This window comes from Sinorhizobium sp. CB7 (assembly GCF_041357635.1).
Classification (GTDB): domain Bacteria; phylum Pseudomonadota; class Alphaproteobacteria; order Rhizobiales; family Rhizobiaceae; genus Rhizobium.
In genome coordinates this window covers 47,226-64,825 of record NZ_JAULLL010000024.1, presented here as the reverse complement: position 1 = coordinate 64,825, position 17,600 = coordinate 47,226, and the positions used below count along the sequence as shown (strand labels likewise).

The window sequence follows — 17,600 nt, the reverse complement described above, 5'->3', positions numbered from 1 at the left end:
GTTCCGCGAACAGGCAGACACTATGGAAAATCATCGAGGATTATACTGAATGAGCAATATTCTGATCGTCCATGCGCATCCCGAACCGAAGTCGCTGACGAGCGCGCTCAAGGATCTGGCGGTCGAGACACTCACCGCACAGGGGCATAGCGTGCAGGTCTCCGATCTCTATGGGGCTGGCTGGAAGGCAGTCGCGGATCGTGGCGACTTCATCGGGCAAGCCCGGCCCGAGCGTTTGAGCTACGCAGCGGAGTCGCGTCATGCCTTCGCTTCGGGCACCCAGTCCCCCGAGATTGATGCCGAGCAGCAAAAGCTCCTATGGGCCGACGCCGTTCTCTTCAACTTTCCGATGTGGTGGTTCAGCATGCCGGCCATCCTGAAGGGCTGGGTCGACCGGGTCTTTGCCTACGGCTTCGCTTATGGGGTCGGCGCCCACGGCGGCGAGAGATGGGGCGACCGCTATGGCGAAGGCGTGCTCAGCGGGCGTCGCGCCATGCTCACCGTCACGATCGGCGGCCGCGAGCCGCACTATAGCCCGCGAGGCGTGAACGGCCGGCTAGACGATCTCCTGTGGCCTATCCAGCACGGCATTCTTTTTTACCCGGGTCTTGAGGTCCTGCCGCCTTTCGTCGTCTACCAGAGCGACAGGCTGACGGAGGATGGATGGCCTGCGGTCGCCGAGGCCTACAAAAGCCGCATCACCGGCCTCTTCACAGACAGGCCGATCGCCTACCGCACCCAGAACGGCGGCCATTATGACGGGCAGCAGGTGCTGAAAGCGGGACTGGGGGCAGGCGAGAGCGGCATGCGCATTCACCTCGTCCAGCCGGGCGACCCGGAAGAGGTTCTCGGCGACCCCGTGCCGGAGCGCATTGCCAGCGCGGGACGGTGAAACGCCGCTTGCCCGATCGTTCCCTCGCCCCACTTGCGGGGAGAGGGCCAGGGTGAGGGGCAGAACTCTCGGCGAATCCGATAGTTACGGATGAAAATTCGAGTGCCGCGACAGCCCCCACCTTCTTCCCGCAAGCGGGGCGAAGGGGGAGTCGCGCCCTCAATCGTCCCTCACGATGGCAACCGATTCACAGTTCGCTCGCCCCGATCAGGCCATTTTTCTGCTGAGAAACAGCCCGGTCTCCTTATCAGTCTCGAGCACTCCATTGCCGTGTTGGAATGCATCCGCAATGGCTTTGCGGAACGCGATGAGCTGAGCTTCGCTGGCATTGTCTCCCGGTGGATAGGATGTGAGCGCCAGGAAGACATCTTCCGGGACGGTGATGCGAAGGCGTGCCGGATATTGCGACATGGCGACGTTGCCGAAACGGGATCGCATCAGTCGGTCGGCAGCGTCATAGCCGAAGGCGGCTGCAGCCGGATCAACGGGGTCGCTGCCGAATACGGTCGCAAGCTCGTAGAGCTTGCGCATATTGCCGGCGCCATTGGTCGTAACCGCCAGGAAGCCTCCCGGCTTCAGCACGCGAAACATCTCAGCGATGGCGGCCGCAGGATCGGGCACATGATAGAGCATGTGCATCGCAATGACCGCGTCAAAGGAGCCATCCTCAAAGGGAAGGGCGGCGGCATCCGCCTGCTGGCTCCGAACCGATCCGAACGGCAAGACCCGGCAGCGTTCCAAAGCCTCCTGAACCATGCCGGGCGACGCATCGGCGAGGGTCAGATCAAGCTTTTCCGACAGAACGCCTACGGCTGCTTCCCAGAACCAGCCGGGACCACAGCCGATATCGAGGATGCGGCTTCCGGGTGAGAGGCAACTGCTTGGCAACCCATGGAAACCAGCCGATTTCGGCGATCGTGTATTCCCTGTTGAGGCGCGCCCGCGCAGCGAGCTTCCGACTGTCGCCATATTGCCTGGTGTCGGGCGAGGTTATGGACGACATGTTGCCTCAACGGTCATTTGTCCCTGACCGGCACCATGACAAAATCTGGCATTGGCGGCAATCGTATTTCGACCTGTTGAGGGTGAGGGGGTTTTTCGGCGAATTCGACAGCCGCGGATCGATTGCCCGCAGATTTCCCGTTACCCTTCGCAACCTATCTCGCGAACTTGCGCGCTCCGACGACGCATAGGATGACGGCGACGGTGACGGCGAGCATCGCCCAGGTTACGGATTCATGCAGCAGGGTCGCGGCCAGTGCCAGGCCGAAGAACGGCTGCAGGAGCTGCAACTGGCCAACCGCCGCGATCCCGCCCTGTGCAAGGCCGCGATACCAGAAAATGAAGCCGATCAGCATGCTGAAGAGCGAGACGTAAGCGAGGCCGACCAGGGCGGGGGGCTCGATGCCAGAGAAGGTCGGCGGTCTGTAGACGATTGCCGCGATGATCATGACCGGCAGGGACAGCACAAGGGCCCAGGAGATGACCTGCCAACCGCCGAGCGTGCGGGAGAGCCTGGCGCCTTCGGCATAGCCGAGACCGCAGGCGATGATTGCAGCCAGCATCAGGGCGTCGCCGGCGGGCGAAGCCGTCAGGCCCTGCGAGAGTGCAAAGCCCACCACCAGCGTGCTGCCGAGCAATGAGAACAGCCAGAAGGCCGGCTTTGGCCGTTCGCCCCCGCGAATGACGCCGAAGAGCGCCGTTGCCAGCGGAAGCAGGCCGACGAAGACGATCGAGTGGGCCGACGTCACGTGCTGGAGCGCGAGCGCGGTCAAGAGGGGGAAACCGACCACGACGCCGAGCGCGACGATCACCAGGGACAGGATGTCCTGGCGGGCAGGGCGCTTCTCCCGGAAGGCGAGCAGCAGGCAGAAGGCCAGGATACCGGCAATGGCCGCCCGGGCGACCGTTAAGAATACAGGATCGAGCTGCATCACGGCCACGCGTGTGGCAGGGAGCGATCCGCTGAAGATCACCACGCCAATGAAACCATTGATCCATCCGGTCGCCGTCCGGTCCATGTCGCACTCCTTCGCTTGTGCAGCCCTTATCCGTTACTGCCGCTGGCGCCACCAGTGACAATCCGGTACAGTTGCGTCAAACTGTTATGGTCGAAAGGGCACTACGGATGGACGAACAGGCGGTGGGGAGCACCCGCGTGGGGATGGTGATGGCGACGATCCGACAGCGCATTGCCGGGCGGAGCCTGACGCCTGGTGCGAAACTGCCATCGATCCGGGGACTGGCCGGGACATTGAAGGTGTCGACTTCGACGATTGTCGAAGCCTATGAGCGTCTGGTGGCCGAGGGCGCGATCCTCTCACGACCCGGTTCCGGCTTCTATGTCGCTAATCAGACGGCCCCATTGTCGCTCTCGGATATTGGCCCGAAGCTCGACCGCGCCATCGATCCCTTCTGGGTGTCGCGGCAGTCCTTGGAAGCGGGCGACGGCGATCTCAAGCCGGGTTGCGGGTGGCTCCCGCCCTCGTGGTTCCCTGAGGAGGGTATTCGGCGCGCACTCAGAACGCTTTCTCGTGCCGAGCGTCCCACCCTGGCCGACTACGGCTCGCCGCTTGGCCTGCCGCCGCTCCGCCAGCTCATTGCCCGGCGCATGGCCGAACGGGCCATCGAGGTCTCTCCCGATCAGATCATGCTGGCCGAATCCGGAACCCAGGCGATCGACCTGTTGTGCCGGTTCCTGATCGAACCCGGGGACACGGTGCTGGTGGACGATCCCTGCTACTTCAACTTCCATGCCCTGCTGCGGGCCCACCGCGCCAAGATCGTCGGCGTTCCTTACACGCCTTCCGGCCCCGACATCGAACTCTTCGCAAAGGCGCTCGCCGAGCATCGGCCGCGGCTCTACATTACGAACTCCGCAATCCATAACCCGACCGGCGCAACGCTATCGCCCGTCGCGGCGCACCGGGTGCTGAAGCTCGCCGATCAATTCGCGCTCACCATTATCGAGGACGACATATTCGCAGACTTCGAGCTCACGGCCGCACCGCGTCTTGCGGCATTCGATGGGCTGGACCGTGTCATCCACATCGGCAGTTTCTCCAAGACCCTGTCTGCTTCGGCGCGCTGCGGCTTTATCGCCGCGAAACCGGAATGGATCGAGGGGCTCACCGATCTCAAGATCGCGACGTCGTTCGGCGGCGGCCGCTTGACCGCGGAACTGGTGCTGAATGTCTTGAGCGACGGCAGTTACCGCAAACATGTGGAGAGCCTGCGCGGTCGCCTCTCCCGCGCCATGTTCGATGTTGCCGCCCGGCTGAAAATCATGGGAATTCGGCCCTGGCTCGAGCCGCAGGCCGGTATGTTCCTGTGGTGCCGCCTGCCTGACGGGCTGGACGCCGCCGAGGTCGCGCGCGCGGCACTCGCCAGGAAGGTCGTGTTGGCGCCGGGCAATGCATTCAGCCTGTCGCAGTCCGCCACGGGTTTCATGCGGTTCAATGTTTCGCAGACGCTCGACGAGCGTGTCTTCGATGTGCTGCGTGAGGCGCTCAGGGGAGCCGCCAGGTCTGTTTAGTGCCGAGATGCCTGCAATGGGCCGGTAGCGGCCGAAATCATTTCCGTTGGCGAGTTGCGCCATCCACTGGAACATTTGCCTCGGCGTTGACGTTGCGGGAAATCAGACGATTCAAGACAAGGGGTCTGCAATGCGCTCGGCGACCCGGCAACGAGTTCGCCTATCCGGCGGCACGGAGTTATCCTTTATCACGGCAGGTGAGGGGTCCAAACCCGTCGTGCTGCTCCTGCACGGGTTTCCGAGTTCCGCGCGAACGTTTCGGGAAGTTGTGCCCGAGCTGTCGCAGGCCGCTTATGTGATCGCGCCCGATCTGCCCGGCTTTGGAGAGTCCGATGTCCTGCCGACGGTCTCGTTTTTCGCCTTCGGTCAAGCAATCTCGGAACTGCTGGACCGGCTTGGAATCGGACCGCGCTATATCTACCTCCATGATTTCGGAGCTCCCGTGGGTTTCCACATCGCCATGCAGGCGCCGGAACAGGTTTTGGGCCTCATCATTCAGAACGCCAATGCTCATCGAACGGGGCTCGGCCCGCAATGGGCCGGGACGCGGGCCTATTGGTCACAGCCGAGCCCGGAAAACGAGGCGGTGGCGACCGCGCATCTGACATTTGAAGGCACGCGCGACCAGTACCTCGCGAACATTCCGCCGGCCGTGGCCGCGCGGATTCCAGCCGAAAGCTGGGAGGAGGACTGGCGGGTGATGTGCTTGCCGGGTCGGATGGACACACAACGAGCGCTCATCGCAGACTATGCGAACTACGTCGCCCGGTTTGACGCGATTGCCGACTATCTCGCGCGCTGGCAGCCGCCTTCGCTGATGCTCTGGGGAAGGCACGATGCATTCTTCGATCTCTCCGAGATCCTGTCATGGATGCGGGCTCTGTCTCGAATGGAAGCCCATGTTTTCGACGCCGGCCACCTGCTGCTCGAGACGCACGCAGCCCCGGCCGCATCACTCATGCTCGACTTCATCAGATGTGCCCAACAGGAAGAGCCGATCTCCACTGCATCGCCCAACAATATCCGCAAATCCGTCAGTTCCCCTTGAAGAGCCTGACCGGCTTTCCCGGACTGCGGCGGATGATGCCCTTTGCTTCCAAGTCAAGCTGGACGGCCTTCAACCACCATCCCGCTTTCGCGCCCCCCGGAAATTCGATTTGGGAAAGATGAGGAAGAATGGCAGCATTTGCTTCGGCCACCGTCAATCCGGGCGCCTGCTCGGGGAGAACGGCCAGGAGAGCATGGCGCATAGCCATGTACTTGGCCTTGTTTACCCTCTCGGTGTGATGCGGCGAGGTAATGCTTTCGATGACTATCTTTTCGTCGTCAGGCATCAATGACTCCCTTTACGAGAACTGTCGGCACCTTGAAGCGCATCGCAACCCAGGCCATGAATAGTCTGGTGTAAAAGCTGGTCGTAGCCAGCATTCCGGCAGGCACATCTTCTGGCACGAGATTATCGGCGTCCTCGGTCATCGTCCGAAGGTCAAGAGGCGGCAAATCATCCTGTTGCCAAAGGTTGCCATACAAGCTGAGCCAATGACCACCTTTAAATTCGAGGAAAATGGGCGTCTTACAGCAGGACGTCAGTACACGTCGCGTGGTTGCATGTGGGTGCAGACGAAATTCCTGCAGCATATCGGTTCCTGCCGGAAAGCCGATGCGGTCCTTGCGATAAAGAACGTAGCGCGTCCCGCCATGCGCCGTTCGGACGGTCTGTGCGGTAAGCGGTTCCAGCCTGCTGGCCGCCTGATTGCAACTATTGCAGTGGCATTCCGTGCTGATGATAGGTGAACCTCGGAATGCGAGGCGGAACGCTTTGCAGGTACAACTAAGGTGTGTCGTTTTGTCTGCCATCTGGTTGCTCACCGTAAACCTGCGAAATTTTGCGACAGGCGGCCCATCCTTAAACGAGACTGGACCGTTTGGTTCCCACATAGAACTAGACTGTCCAGTCTACTTGTGTCAAGAGTACTCGGCATGGAGTTGGAATGATGGGCATATCGAATACCGGGATTGAAACGGCTCGTTCCCTCGGCGCGCGGTCGGAACGCAAGCACACAGCGATCCTGCAAGCTGCGGCTGAAGTGTTTCTCGATACTGGCTACGCCGAGGCCAGCATGGATGAAATCGCCAGTCGTTCTGGGGTGTCCAAGCAGACGATCTATAAGCACTTCTCGAGCAAAGAGGCACTGTTCGTCGCTGTGATGAGCCAATTGATGGGCGAGGCGGATGTTGCGGTTCACACGGGCCTTCCCATTGTGGAGAACCGCGCCCAGCTCGAAACCTATTTGCTTGACTATGGTGTTCGGCTGTTGACGACAGTTCTCACGCCGGAGCTCATGCGGTTACGGCGGCTTGTGATTGCGGAGGCGCCGCGATTTCCCATGCTCGCCAAAGAGCTTTACGCGCGTGGTCCGGGCCGCGCGCTGGAGGTGACGGGCCAAGCGTTCGAACAATTGGCCCATAAGAAACTGCTCAGAATCTCTGATGCGGCGATTGCGGCATCACAATTGAACTGGCTGCTGATAGCGGACCCCGTGAACAGGGTCATGATGCTGGGAGAAGGCGCGATTCCAACGGCGCAGGAGCTTCGCCAACACGCCGAAGCTGCCATCGCTACCTTCCTTGCCGCGTTCCTGCACCCCGATCAGCGCTAAAGTCGGCGTCTCTTACACGGATCGAACTCTTCGCGAAGGCGCTCGCCGAGCATCGGCCGCGGCTCTACATTTTGCGGTGACCTTTCGATATCAGTCTGCTTGAAAGATATTGCACCCTTTGGATGCTATTTTTCTTGTCAGATCGATATCGGATTCTGCAGTGGTAATCACGCCGTCCACTTGCCTGAAATCTGCAATCTCAAACGAGGACACGGCGCCGATTTTCTCCGAGGATGCAAGTATATAGGATGCTCCCGAGATCGAGATGACTGCTCGCTTTACCTCGGCCTCTTCGCTGTCGCCGGTGGTGATCCCCTGTTCGGGATGCAGACCGGTCGCACCAATAAAACAGATATCCGGCCTATAGCGCCCCAACCATGCCACCGTTGCCGCGCCGACCGTGACGATGGAGTGCCGGAAAAGACGCCCGCCGACGATCTCCACGTTGAGGTGTTCGCAGTTCATCAGTTCCAAAGCGACATTTGGGCTGTGGGTTACTATGGTCGCATGAAGGTCTCGCGGTAGACTGCGCGCCACGTGCATGGCGGTTGTGCCACCGTCCAAAAATACCAATTGGCCTTTTGCAATCATATGCGCCGCATATTTCCCGATCCTGGCCTTTTCGGCATCCTCAATCTCCATTCGGGTCGAGAATGATGCCGTCGCCGGCGAGATCGGCACGGCTCCGCCGTGCACGCGTTTCAGCCGGCCCTCTCTGGCCAGCTCGCGCAAATCGCGGCGCAACGTGTCTTCCGAGACCCCCATGCTCAGGCTCGCGTCCGTTGCGATGATGCGGCCGGTTTGTGCCAGCAGACGCAGAAGCTGCGCTTTCCGTTCTTCCACAAGCATATTCTTAATCCTTGACTCTGCACGAAAATGCACGAGAATGCACGAAAATGAAAGAGGGGCGATATGACTGACGGCATTCTTCAACCGATTTCCGAACGCTTGTTGGCGGATGATTGGGGGCGGCTCACCAAGCACGAGTTTGAACTACGGCTTAGAACCGGAGGTTGGCAGAGGCAGGCCCGCGAGGTTTACGATCGAGGCAATGGCGCGACCTGCCTGTTGTATAATTCCGCGACCGGGAATGTCCTGCTGACAAGACAGTTTCGATTGCCGGTTTTCTTGAACGGCGGGCTGGCGTCGCTGATCGAAACCCCGGCAGGTTTGCTGGACGGGGCTGAACCAGCAAAGCGCATGCGCTCGGAACTGATTGAGGAGACCGGCTATGACGTTTCCGAACTCACACATCTTTTTGATGTCTATATGAGTCCGGGATCGGTCACCGAATATCTGGCGTTTTTCTACGGCGAATATACGGAAACGAACAGGATTGGCGACGGCGGCGGTTCTTCCGACGAGGGAGAAGACATAGACGTGCTGGAGATCGCCCTGGCCGATGCGCTTCTAATGATCGACCGCGGCGAGATACGCGATGCCAAGACAATCATCCTGCTCCAGAACCTCGCGATCCGTCTTTTCTCGGAAAGGAAAATGACGTTCTGATTGCTGATCGCGAAGCTAATAGAGCCGCGCTTAGAACCGAGCGGAGGAGAATGCGGGAGCCGTCATTCCGAGGGACTGCCCCGGAGAATGCAACGCCCAGGTCAATAGAGCCTTGCCGGAAATCTCCCTGACGCCGGCGGCGAGTTCCTGCGACATGGCCATTGGGAGCGCGGTCATCAACTCCGCCCGCTGCTGCCGGAGCAATGGTGCGGCCGCAATCGGATTGAGGCCGGCAGGCATCGGGAGCGACGCAGGCGCCTTGACCTCCGGAGTAGCGGTAACGGGTGCAATCGAAGCGGTCTGGATGGGGTCCGTCGACGCACTGTCGGATGCGCGTAGCGTTGGCACTGGAACCACGTATGCGGCAAGGTCGGGGAATGATTGGCCGCGGCTTGCGCCTGGCGTCGCCTGCGCATTGGCCTGGAGCGCCAGTGCGCCTTCGGCCCGGCTGCGCGGCACGGAATGAAGTGCCGTCGCCAGGCTCTTGCCTTCCGCGCTGGCGCCGGATGTCGACTCGGCATCCTCGTCATCTCCCGCGGTGGCGGCGATCTCGATCGAACGCGGACCGACGCGCTTCCTGTAGTCGGCGACCGCCTGGTTGTAGCCGGGCAGGGGCCTGCCGTCTGCGGGAAGGTGCATCGTACGCCCGTTCGGGAAGATGCGTGCGAGCTCCTGCCGCGACATGCGCGGCCAGGCGCGAACCCGACCGACGTCGAGGTGTACGAAGGGCGATCCCGATCTCGGATAGAAGCCGACGCCGCCGACCTGCATCTGCATGGCAAGCGCGCGCAACGTGGCGAGCTTCACGCCCGGAATATAGAAATCCATCGCCTTGCCGAGCATGTGCTGGCTGCTCTTGGCCACACCGGAGTTGCGCGAGCGGTTCCGCAGCATGTTGTTGGTAGCCGGAGAACGGTAGGCGGAGACGACATGAATGTAGTCGCTCGCTCCGCTGCGCCTATAGACCTCCCAAACCAGATCGAACAGGCGCGGATCCATCCGGGCGGGTTCGTTCCTGCGCCAGTCGCGCAGGAAACGGTTGATTTGGGCGAGGCCCTTCGGATCAAACCTGCCGTCGCGCTTGAAGGTGATTGTGGCGCGTTCTCCGGTATGCGTGAAGAAAAGCTTCAGCGCACGATCCTCCGCTTCGGCGGTAGCCGCGGAGCCGATCATGGCGGGGATTGCGAACAATGCCGCGATAGCTGCCTGTGCGGCGCGCCGCACCATATGGGACAGAAGCCTGGGCAAGCCGCCGCACGGCATCTTGTTTGACAGCACTTTCTCCGGATACTCAGACATAACCATCTCCGTCCGACGCGCGTGAAGCCGGCAGAGATCCGGGTTCATGACGCATCGGTAGATCCGATTATGGTCAATAAAGTCCTAATAAGCGGTTGACGGCTCTCATCGGGCCGGGACACGGGAGCAATGCGATGACGAAAGCCGTCCTCTCCGAAATCTATCGAGGCTACATTGCCTGTCTGAATAAACAGGACTGGCCGAATTTGGGGCAGTTCGTTCATGCAGACGTTCAGCGCAACGGCAAGCGGATCGGGCTGTCAGGCTACCGCGAGATGCTGGAGGAAGATTTTCGTGCAGTTCCAGATCTCTATTTCAACATCGACCTGCTGATTTGCGAGCCGCCTCGTGTCGCGAGCCGTCTGCGCTTCGACTGCACGCCGAAAGGCGACCTGTTCGGCCTGCCTGTAAACGGGAAGAGAGTCTCGTTCACCGAAAACGTGTTCTATGAGTTCAAGGATGAACGGATCGAGAAAGTATGGTCCGTCATAGACAAGGCCGCTGTCGAATCTCAGCTTTAGTCCGAAAGCTATTCTCCGGTCGGCTCAGCGCGAAGCTGTCGGCGCGACGAAAGCAACGAACTATGTTTCGCAAGGCAGAGTTCGATAAATACCGACCTCTGCCTGGTGGGCGCATCCAGCGTCATTGAGCAGTCAGCACGGATACCGCGCCGGCTTTCGCGACCGGTGGCGGATTCCACTTGCCGGTCAGGGCGTCCGCCTTCGGTGCATAGAGCCGCATGGTCAGGGTGTAAGGCCCGTCGGGCGCCGGCAGCCAGTTCCATTCCTTATCCTTGCCGGGGCTCTCGCGCTGGAAATAGAGATCGAGCGAACCGTCGCCGTTATACTGGAAGGGCATCCAGCTGCTGACGGCAAAGCGGTTGAGGGTATTGGCGACCTGGAAACCCTCGTCGTCATAGAGCGTGATCGACCAGAAAGCATCGACCGGCGGCAAGTTGTCCTTGTCGAAGTGGATGGTGTAGGCATTCCTGCCGTCCAGCGGCTGGCCGGTCTCATCGCCCAGGTTGAGCGGGTAAATGGCATCCTGCGGCAGGTTGGCGCCGAGCCCCTGCTGCGCGACGATGGCGCGCTTCAGGTAATAGTTGCCGTAGACCCCCATCGTGTCGGTGTTCATCGACCAGCCGTTCGCAACCCGGGCAAGGGTCTTGAGCTTCCAGCCCATGAGCGCCTGACCATCCCGCGGCACCGTCTCCAGGGCTTTCTGGATCATCGCATCCTGCTTCGACAGGTCGAAGTCCTTGCCCTGCTCGAAGCCGATCCGCTTCAGCCTCGCGAGTATCGGCTGGTCCGTGATGTGCGGTGGATGGAGTTTCAGCAACTCGCCGGCATAGGCCAGGTACTTATCCATCGGCATGGTGTCGACCTGGATCTTCGGAGGCGTCTTCATGTCTATCGAACTGTCGATCTTCACCTCGGCCGTTTTCGGCTCCCTGCCCCATTGCGACAGCGGGGTGACCTTGTAACCGTCCTGGACCTTGTGAACGGCAGCGTAGTCCGGCGGTCCGTCCGTTTTCGTGCGTCCGATGACCCAGACATAGGGGGTGGGCGCATCGATCCTCTGCGTGCCTTCCGGCAGCTTGAACTCATCGAATTTTTCCCGGAGATCGGGTCGCCAGCTGGGCGAGGCAATCAGAAAATGGCCCGCGGCCGTTCCCGTCGTCCGCCAGCCCGGCGAGGCAAACACGTTCGTCCACATGTCGAGCATGGGCAGCAGGTAGTATCGGTCCTGGGTGTCGGGCACTGAGACCACCACCGGCTCCTTCGTCAGGTCGAGCCAGGCACTGGAATAGAGGGTATCGAAGTTCGGGCGGACGACCACCTTCATGTCCGCCGTCGGAAACTCCGGGATGTTGTTGAACCGATTGGGCGGGCCGCCGATCGCGCCCTCCTTGGCTTCGGCATTGGTCAGCTGCTTCCGGGTGAGGTCCATCGACAGCAATGGGTAGAAATACACGTAAGCCTCCACGCCGATGGCGTGGGCTTCCTCCTCGGTGATCGGGCCCGCCGCATAGGCCGTGCCGATCGGAAGGGTCGCAAGGCCGACAGCAAGAAAAGCGGTCGAGCCCAGTCTGCAAAACAGGCTTCTGTCGTTATCCATCCCTCGTGTACGCATCGCATCCTCCTGTTGCGAGGTCGGGTGATCTTCCAACGGGACCTGCGGTCTCAGGAAAGCCCCGACCTATACCTCGATTACCTCGATGCACTTGCGGCGCCGTGCGTCTTGCAAGACGCACAAAGCTCAGTCTAACCCTTTGAATAGCTGCGTGGCGCCTACGCAACCGGGCCGATTGTAGATCAAAGGCGAAAGCTCTGATAGTTGTACGTATGCCGGAGGAGGGCTGCGCCAATGGAATTGCGAGGAACGAGTCTTTTTTGCTCCGTGGACACGGCCCGAGAGTGGGGTTAAGCCGCAAGCGATCATTGCACAACTTGCGATAGTCCGTAATTCTAAGGACCGTAACAAGCGTCGTCTGGAACTGCCTTATGGAAATTTCCAACCTTAAAGATTGTCCAGGTCATGCAGATATAGTTGCGGATCGCGGTTGGAATGCATGGTGGACTGAGAGCGGCGTTCCACAGGCGCAATACCGCGCCCACCTTACTCCTATGATCGAGGGCGAAGGCATTCCATTTGCTCTTGTTGCACATGACGAGGACACCTACCTCGGCTCTGTGTTGGTAATAGAATGCGACCTTGATGATCGCCCGCAATACACGCCGTGGATAGCAGCGCTTTGGGTTGAACCGAAAGCCAGGCGACAAGGCATTGCCGCGAACTTGATTGAGGCAGCCCGTGACGAGGCTGCAAGTCGAGGACACCTGTCTTGCTATCTTTGTGCAACCCCGGACAACTCACCGTATTATCTTGCGCGTGGTTTCAAACCGATCGAGAGCGACGTATCAGGGTTGAATGTTTTTGTGGTCTAGGGTTTTTCGCCTCTCGGTGCCGCATTCAGCGGCGACATAGTTTCCCCGCATTGTCTCCGTCCCTGTCTTGCCTTGCCCGATCTTTCGCGGAACAAGTGTCCCATGAGCATTCCGACAAGCCATCCCTTCGACTTTGATCCAACCTATGGCATGCGGCTCGAGGAGCTGCTGTCCATCGCGCCGCCCGAGGCCGTGCCGGGGTTCGACGAATTCTGGAGCGCGCGCTATCGCCGTGCGATGGCGGTCGATCCGCGGCCGGTGCTGCGCGAAAGCAAGGACAGTCATCCGGCCTGGCAGGTTCACGACATCACCTACCGGTCGACAGGTGCCTTCGAGATCGGCGGCTGGCTGCTTCTGCCGCGCGTCGGGACAGTGCGGCGCGGGCTTGTCGTCGGACACGGCTACGGCGGGCGGGACCAGCCGGATTTCGATCTGCCGGTGGAAGATACGGCGCTACTGTTTCCCTGTTTCCGCGGGCTGTCGCGCAGCGCGCGTCCGCCGGTTCCATCTGACGCGTCCGGGCACGTTCTCTACGATATCGACAGGCCGGAATCCTATATCATCGGCGGCTGCGTCGAGGATCTGTGGATTGCCGTTTCGACGCTCATTGCGCTTTTTCCGGGGCTATCCGGCCATATCGGCTATAGCGGCATCAGCTTTGGCGGCGGCATCGGGGCATTGGCGATCCCGTTCGACGAACGGATCGACCGGGGGCATCTCGTTGTGCCGACCTTCGGCGACCGGCCGCTTTGGCTCACGCTCCCAACCGTCGGCAGCGCGCAATCCGTCCAGGCCTATGCGAAGACGCATCCGGACGTGCTCGAAACCCTGCGCCTGTTCGATGCGGCGGTCGCTGCCGAAAGGATCCGGGTGCCGATGCTCGTTGCTCCCGCTCTCTTCGATCCGGCAGTGGCGCCGCCCTGTCAGTTTGCGGTCGCGAATGCTCTATCGAAGGCGGGTCCGCAATCAAAATTTAACGAAATCTTCATCCTGGACGCCGGCCATTTCGACTACCCTGAGAGTGCAGTGCAGCAGAGAGCGCTGCGCGACAGGGTCGGACGATTTTTCAAGGCGCCATGAATCGTGAATATTTGTGCTGGTACAGTCATCGGCTTCATCGGAACATGGAGCTATTGGTCTTCGGTCACGCCGGCGCAAAGGTGCTGATGTTTCCGACGCGAGACGGGCGCTTCTTTGAATATGAGCAACTCGGCATCGTCGCCAGCCTCGCCGACAAGGTGGCGGCCGGTCACCTTCAGCTCTACTGCATCGAGGGTCTGGCAAGCGAAAGCTTCTATGCATCCTGGCAGCATCCGGCCGAGCGCATCCGCCGCCACGCGGCCTTCGAGGACTATATCCTGAACGAGGTCCTGCCGTTGATGGCTCAAAGAAATCCGCATGATTGCACCATCGTGCACGGCTGCAGCCTCGGCGCCTTCCAGGCCGCGAGCCTTGTCTTTCGTCACCCGCACCTGTTTCGCAAGCTCGTCGCCTTTTCAGGCCGCTACGACCTGACGATGAAGGTCGAGTCCTTTGCCGATCTCTTCGACGGCTATTATGACGACACGGTCTATTACCACACGCCGACGCATTTCCTGCCGGGACTTTCCTGCGAATCGCGGCTCGATCATCTGCGCCGGATGGACATTGTTCTGACCATTGGCAACGACGATCCCTTTCTCGACAACAACCGCTATCTGAGCCGCGTACTTGCCGACAAGCAGGTTGGCCATCAGCTGCATTTCTGGGACGGCCGCGCCCACCGGGCCGGCGCCTGGCGCAAGATGGCGGCGCTTTATATATAATCGGCCGCCGGAAAGGCCCTAAAGCAACTCCAGGAAAAGTGTGAAGCGGTTTTCCGTCAGGAATTGCGTAAAAACAAAGAGTTACAATGGCAACTCCGACGTTTGCTTGATGATCTGGCTCGGGACATCGGTTTTTACATTCTGCACGCCCTTGATGCGGCTGAGATGTTCGGACTGGAAGCGCCGGTAATCATCGATATCATCAGCCACAATGCGCACCAGCGCGTCGCAGTCACCCAGCATCAGGTAGCATTCCAGCACCTGCGGAAACTGCCGGACCCTTTCGACGAAATATTCGATCGTGTCCTCGTCCTGCGCCTTGAGCCATATCCGGGCGAAGAGGGTGAGCCGCTTGCCGAGCCTGGCGGGATTGAGCACCGCCACGTAGCGATCGATGATGCCTGCCTCCTCCAGGAGCTTGACGCGGCGAAGGCACGGTGAGGGCGACAGGCCCACTTCCTTTGCCAGTTCGATGTTCTGCATCCTGCCGTCGCGCTGCAGCGCCCGCAGGATCTTACGGTCGATGTCGTCAAGCTGCATTTGGCATCCAAATTCAAGATGGGGTTACTTTATAATACCTGATGCCAAAGAATTTGGGAATGACATCATCTTCGCAACCCGATTGCGCGGGTTCAGGAATATAAGGTGCCTCAGCAAAGAAGGCCGCTAATCGGCGGCGGGAGGGCATGATGAGCGCGATCGACACGGATGGATCAGGCGAGGGCGAGAGCCGCGTCGTTTCGGAGACAAGACGTGGAATCCTCGACTGCGTTCCTATCCTGCTGGGCATGATTCCCTACGCCCTGGTGCTCGGTGCGCAGGCCACGCAGAAAGGGCTGAGCGTGGCCGAGGTGCCGCTGATGACGGGTCTGAACTTCGCCGGCGGATCGGAGTTTGCCGCAATAGGGCTCTGGACGTCGCCGCCGCACATTGCCCTGATCGTTGCGATCACCTTCCTGGTCAACAGCCGGCATCTGCTGATGGGCGCCGCACTCGCGCCGTTCCTGCGGCATCTGCCGAAGCGAAAGGCGCTGCCGGCACTCTTCGCCATGACCGATGAAAGCTGGGCGCTCGGGCTGGCGGACGCCACGGAACGGGCAAGACGCGGATTGTCGCCTGCGTTCAGCATGCCTTACTATCTCGGCACCGCGCTAGTCGTCTACGTGGCCTGGGTCGGCTTCACGGCGCTCGGCGCTGCCCTCGGCCCGATCCTCGGCGACGTGGAGGCCTATGGCTTCGACATGGCGTTCCCGGCGGTCTTCCTCGTCCTGCTGCGCGGCATGTGGAAAGGCTTCGCCGCCGCCCGGCCTTGGCTCGTCAGCCTGATGGTCGCGGCCGTCACCTACCTGTTCGTCCCGGGGGCATGGTATGTCGCCGCCGGCGCGCTCTCCGGACTCGTCGCGGCCTATGTTCTTTCAGGTGAATCATGATCGACCCGTGGACCCTGCTCACCATTGTGCTGATGGCGACCGTCACCTACCTGACGCGCATCGGCGGCTATCTCGTGCTTCGCAACCGCACCCTCAGCCCCCGTGCGACCGCCGTCATGGAAGCTTCGCCCGGCTGCGTGCTGATCTCGGTCATCGCCCCCGACTTCGTCTCGAACAGTCCTGCCGACCTGATTGCGCTCGCCATCACGCTCGGCGCCGCCACGCGCCTTTCGATGCTGCCCACGGTTACGATCGGCGTCGTGGCCGCCGGTTTGCTGCGGTATTGGGTGGGGTGAGTTTCAGGATGAGAGGGGTGCGGTATTTTTGCCCGCAACTATCGGAGTCGCTGAGAGCTTCGCCCCCCACCCCAGCCCTCTCCCCGCCAGCGGGGCGAGGGGACAGATCGAGCAAGGCGCGACGACGAACCAACTGTCGCCCCGTGAGGGACGACGGAGGGTGCGGTTCCCCCTTCGCCCCGCCTGCGGGGAGAAGGTCCCCGGAGGGGGGATGAGGGGCCTTCACTGCACTCGAATTTTGATCCGCAACTATCGGATTCGCCAAGAGTTTTGCCCCTCACCCTAGCCCTCTCCCCGCAAGCGGGGCGAGGGGGCAGATCGAGCAAGCGGCGCCTTACCACAACTCCGCATGGCGATTGACATCCTTGTAGAGCAGGTAGCGGAAACGACCAGGGCCGCCCGCGTAGCAGGCTTGCGGGCAGAAGGCGCGGAGCCACATGAAATCGCCCCCTTCGACTTCGACCCAGTCCTGGTTCAGTCGGTAGACTGCCTTGCCTTCCAGGACGTAGAGACCATGCTCCATCACATGGGTTTCCATGAATGGGATGGTGGCTCCAGGCTCGAAGGAGACGATATTGAGGTGCATGTCGTAGCGGACGTCGGCGGGATCGATGAAGCGTGTCGTTCCCCAGCGTCCGTCCGTATCCGGCATCGGAGAGATCGCGTGCTCGTCCTCATGCGTGAAAATCGCCGGCGGCGATTCCAGTCCTTCGACCTGCTGGAAGCGCTTTCGAACCCAATGAAACCTGACGGCAGCGGCCCCCGGATTTTTCATCTTCCAGGCCGCACCCGACGGGATGAATGCGAATGATCCCGGCCGCAGCGGGTGCTCCGCGCCATCGAGCTCTATGATCATCTCGCCTTCAACAACGAAGATTGCCGCTTCCGCACGCGCATCGGGTTCCGGACGGTCGCTGCCGCCGCCTGGGGCGACCTCCATGATGTACTGCGAGAAGGTCTCGGAAAAACCGGTGAGCGGCCGCGACAGGATCCAAGCGCGCGTGCCGGACCAATGCGGCAGGACGCTTGTGACGATATCCGTCATGACGCTGCGCGGGATTATCGCATAGGCGGTGGTGAAGACGGCCTTACTCGAAAGAAGTTCCGTCTGTCCCGGCAAACCGCCAGTCGGTGCGTAATATCGTCCCGTCTCCATCGTCCTCTCCAAGGCGCAGTTCATGCCTCTGCTTTAGAGGTGGCACGGGGTTTAGGCAAGCACCGGGAGA

At 60.8% G+C, this 17,600-nt stretch carries 19 protein-coding genes and 1 pseudogene; 11 read left to right on the top strand and 9 right to left on the bottom strand.

Annotated elements, in window-relative coordinates:
• Positions 1-49: 49 nt before the first annotated feature.
• A complete protein-coding gene (locus AAE029_RS31740) occupies positions 50-892 on the top strand; it encodes an NAD(P)H-dependent oxidoreductase (protein WP_371076909.1) in 843 nt (280 codons plus the stop codon).
• Between the two features lie 207 nt (positions 893-1,099).
• On the opposite strand, the pseudogene AAE029_RS31735 reads toward AAE029_RS31740, so the two are convergent.
• Both AAE029_RS31735 and AAE029_RS31730 read right to left on the bottom strand, forming a co-directional pair.
• Positions 1,100-1,895 (bottom strand): annotated as a pseudogene (locus AAE029_RS31735) (class I SAM-dependent methyltransferase).
• Positions 1,896-2,049: 154 nt separating this feature from the next.
• A complete protein-coding gene (locus AAE029_RS31730; protein ID WP_371076908.1) occupies positions 2,050-2,913 on the bottom strand; it encodes a DMT family transporter in 864 nt (287 codons plus the stop codon).
• A gap of 86 nt (positions 2,914-2,999) precedes the next feature.
• Between AAE029_RS31730 and AAE029_RS31725 the strand changes: the two genes are divergently transcribed.
• On the top strand, positions 3,000-4,427 hold the full coding sequence (locus AAE029_RS31725) for a PLP-dependent aminotransferase family protein (protein WP_371076907.1): 1,428 nt from the start codon (positions 3,000-3,002) through the stop codon (positions 4,425-4,427).
• 130 nt (positions 4,428-4,557) lie between these two features.
• Complete coding sequence (locus tag AAE029_RS31720) at positions 4,558-5,475, top strand: alpha/beta fold hydrolase (RefSeq protein WP_371076906.1); 918 nt, start codon at positions 4,558-4,560, stop codon at positions 5,473-5,475.
• Here AAE029_RS31720 and AAE029_RS31715 read toward each other — a convergent pair.
• Together AAE029_RS31715 and AAE029_RS31710 are read right to left on the bottom strand one after the other, a co-directional pair.
• Positions 5,462-5,761, bottom strand: a complete 300-nt coding sequence (locus tag AAE029_RS31715; protein ID WP_371076905.1) for a hypothetical protein — start codon at positions 5,759-5,761, stop codon at positions 5,462-5,464. The genes AAE029_RS31720 and AAE029_RS31715 overlap by 14 nt on opposite strands.
• Positions 5,754-6,284, bottom strand: a complete 531-nt coding sequence (locus AAE029_RS31710; RefSeq protein WP_371076904.1) for a GFA family protein — start codon at positions 6,282-6,284, stop codon at positions 5,754-5,756. Before AAE029_RS31710 ends, AAE029_RS31715 begins: the two co-directional genes overlap by 8 nt.
• Positions 6,285-6,418: 134 nt before the next feature.
• Here AAE029_RS31710 and AAE029_RS31705 point away from each other — a divergent pair, with 134 nt between their 5' ends.
• Positions 6,419-7,087: a TetR/AcrR family transcriptional regulator gene (locus AAE029_RS31705; RefSeq protein WP_371076903.1), complete on the top strand. Its 669-nt coding sequence runs from the start codon at positions 6,419-6,421 to the stop codon at positions 7,085-7,087.
• Between the two features lie 90 nt (positions 7,088-7,177).
• Here AAE029_RS31705 and AAE029_RS31700 read toward each other — a convergent pair whose 3' ends face one another.
• Complete coding sequence (locus tag AAE029_RS31700; protein WP_371076902.1) at positions 7,178-8,020, bottom strand: DeoR/GlpR family DNA-binding transcription regulator; 843 nt, start codon at positions 8,018-8,020, stop codon at positions 7,178-7,180.
• Here AAE029_RS31700 and AAE029_RS31695 point away from each other — a divergent pair.
• On the top strand, positions 8,000-8,596 hold the full coding sequence (locus tag AAE029_RS31695; protein ID WP_371076901.1) for an NUDIX domain-containing protein: 597 nt from the start codon (positions 8,000-8,002) through the stop codon (positions 8,594-8,596). The two genes, AAE029_RS31700 and AAE029_RS31695, sit on opposite strands and share 21 nt — an antisense overlap.
• A 30-nt stretch (positions 8,597-8,626) precedes the next feature.
• Here AAE029_RS31695 and AAE029_RS31690 read toward each other — a convergent pair whose 3' ends face one another.
• Positions 8,627-9,895 (bottom strand): DUF882 domain-containing protein, encoded by a 1,269-nt coding sequence (locus AAE029_RS31690; RefSeq protein WP_371076900.1) that lies wholly within the window; start codon positions 9,893-9,895, stop codon positions 8,627-8,629.
• Between the two features lie 134 nt (positions 9,896-10,029).
• On the opposite strand from AAE029_RS31690, the gene AAE029_RS31685 reads away from it, so the two are divergent.
• Positions 10,030-10,416: an ester cyclase gene (locus AAE029_RS31685; protein WP_371076899.1), complete on the top strand. Its 387-nt coding sequence runs from the start codon at positions 10,030-10,032 to the stop codon at positions 10,414-10,416.
• Between the two features lie 121 nt (positions 10,417-10,537).
• On the opposite strand, the gene AAE029_RS31680 is transcribed toward AAE029_RS31685, so the two are convergent.
• Entirely contained in the window at positions 10,538-12,028 is a 1,491-nt protein-coding gene (locus AAE029_RS31680) for a DUF1254 domain-containing protein (protein ID WP_371076898.1), read from the bottom strand.
• Positions 12,029-12,399: 371 nt separating this feature from the next.
• Between AAE029_RS31680 and AAE029_RS31675 the strand changes: the two genes are divergently transcribed.
• The 3 genes from AAE029_RS31675 (at position 12,400) to AAE029_RS31665 (ending at position 14,648) form a co-directional block, all read left to right on the top strand.
• The gene (locus AAE029_RS31675; RefSeq protein WP_371076897.1) at positions 12,400-12,843 is read left to right on the top strand and encodes a GNAT family N-acetyltransferase; all 444 of its coding nucleotides are present in this window, start codon (positions 12,400-12,402) and stop codon (positions 12,841-12,843) included.
• A 102-nt stretch (positions 12,844-12,945) separates the two neighbouring features.
• The gene (locus AAE029_RS31670; RefSeq protein ID WP_371076896.1) at positions 12,946-13,923 is read left to right on the top strand and encodes an acetylxylan esterase; all 978 of its coding nucleotides are present in this window, start codon (positions 12,946-12,948) and stop codon (positions 13,921-13,923) included.
• Entirely contained in the window at positions 13,920-14,648 is a 729-nt protein-coding gene (locus tag AAE029_RS31665) for an esterase family protein (protein ID WP_371076895.1), read from the top strand. Before AAE029_RS31670 ends, AAE029_RS31665 begins: the two co-directional genes overlap by 4 nt.
• Before the next feature lie 81 nt (positions 14,649-14,729).
• On the opposite strand, the gene AAE029_RS31660 is transcribed toward AAE029_RS31665, so the two are convergent.
• Positions 14,730-15,188, bottom strand: coding sequence for an Lrp/AsnC family transcriptional regulator (locus AAE029_RS31660; RefSeq protein ID WP_371076894.1), 459 nt, complete (start codon positions 15,186-15,188; stop codon positions 14,730-14,732).
• Positions 15,189-15,337: 149 nt separating this feature from the next.
• On the opposite strand from AAE029_RS31660, the gene AAE029_RS31655 reads away from it, so the two are divergent.
• Positions 15,338-16,078 carry an AzlC family ABC transporter permease gene (locus AAE029_RS31655; protein WP_371076949.1) on the top strand — a complete coding sequence of 247 codons (741 nt, stop codon included), beginning with the start codon at positions 15,338-15,340 and terminating at the stop codon, positions 16,076-16,078.
• Positions 16,075-16,374 (top strand): AzlD family protein, encoded by a 300-nt coding sequence (locus AAE029_RS31650; protein ID WP_371076893.1) that lies wholly within the window; start codon positions 16,075-16,077, stop codon positions 16,372-16,374. The genes AAE029_RS31655 and AAE029_RS31650 overlap by 4 nt, the downstream gene beginning before the upstream one ends.
• A gap of 334 nt (positions 16,375-16,708) precedes the next feature.
• Here AAE029_RS31650 and AAE029_RS31645 read toward each other — a convergent pair whose 3' ends face one another.
• Positions 16,709-17,530, bottom strand: coding sequence for a bifunctional allantoicase/(S)-ureidoglycine aminohydrolase (locus AAE029_RS31645; protein WP_371076892.1), 822 nt, complete (start codon positions 17,528-17,530; stop codon positions 16,709-16,711).
• Between the last annotated feature and the right edge of the window lie 70 nt (positions 17,531-17,600).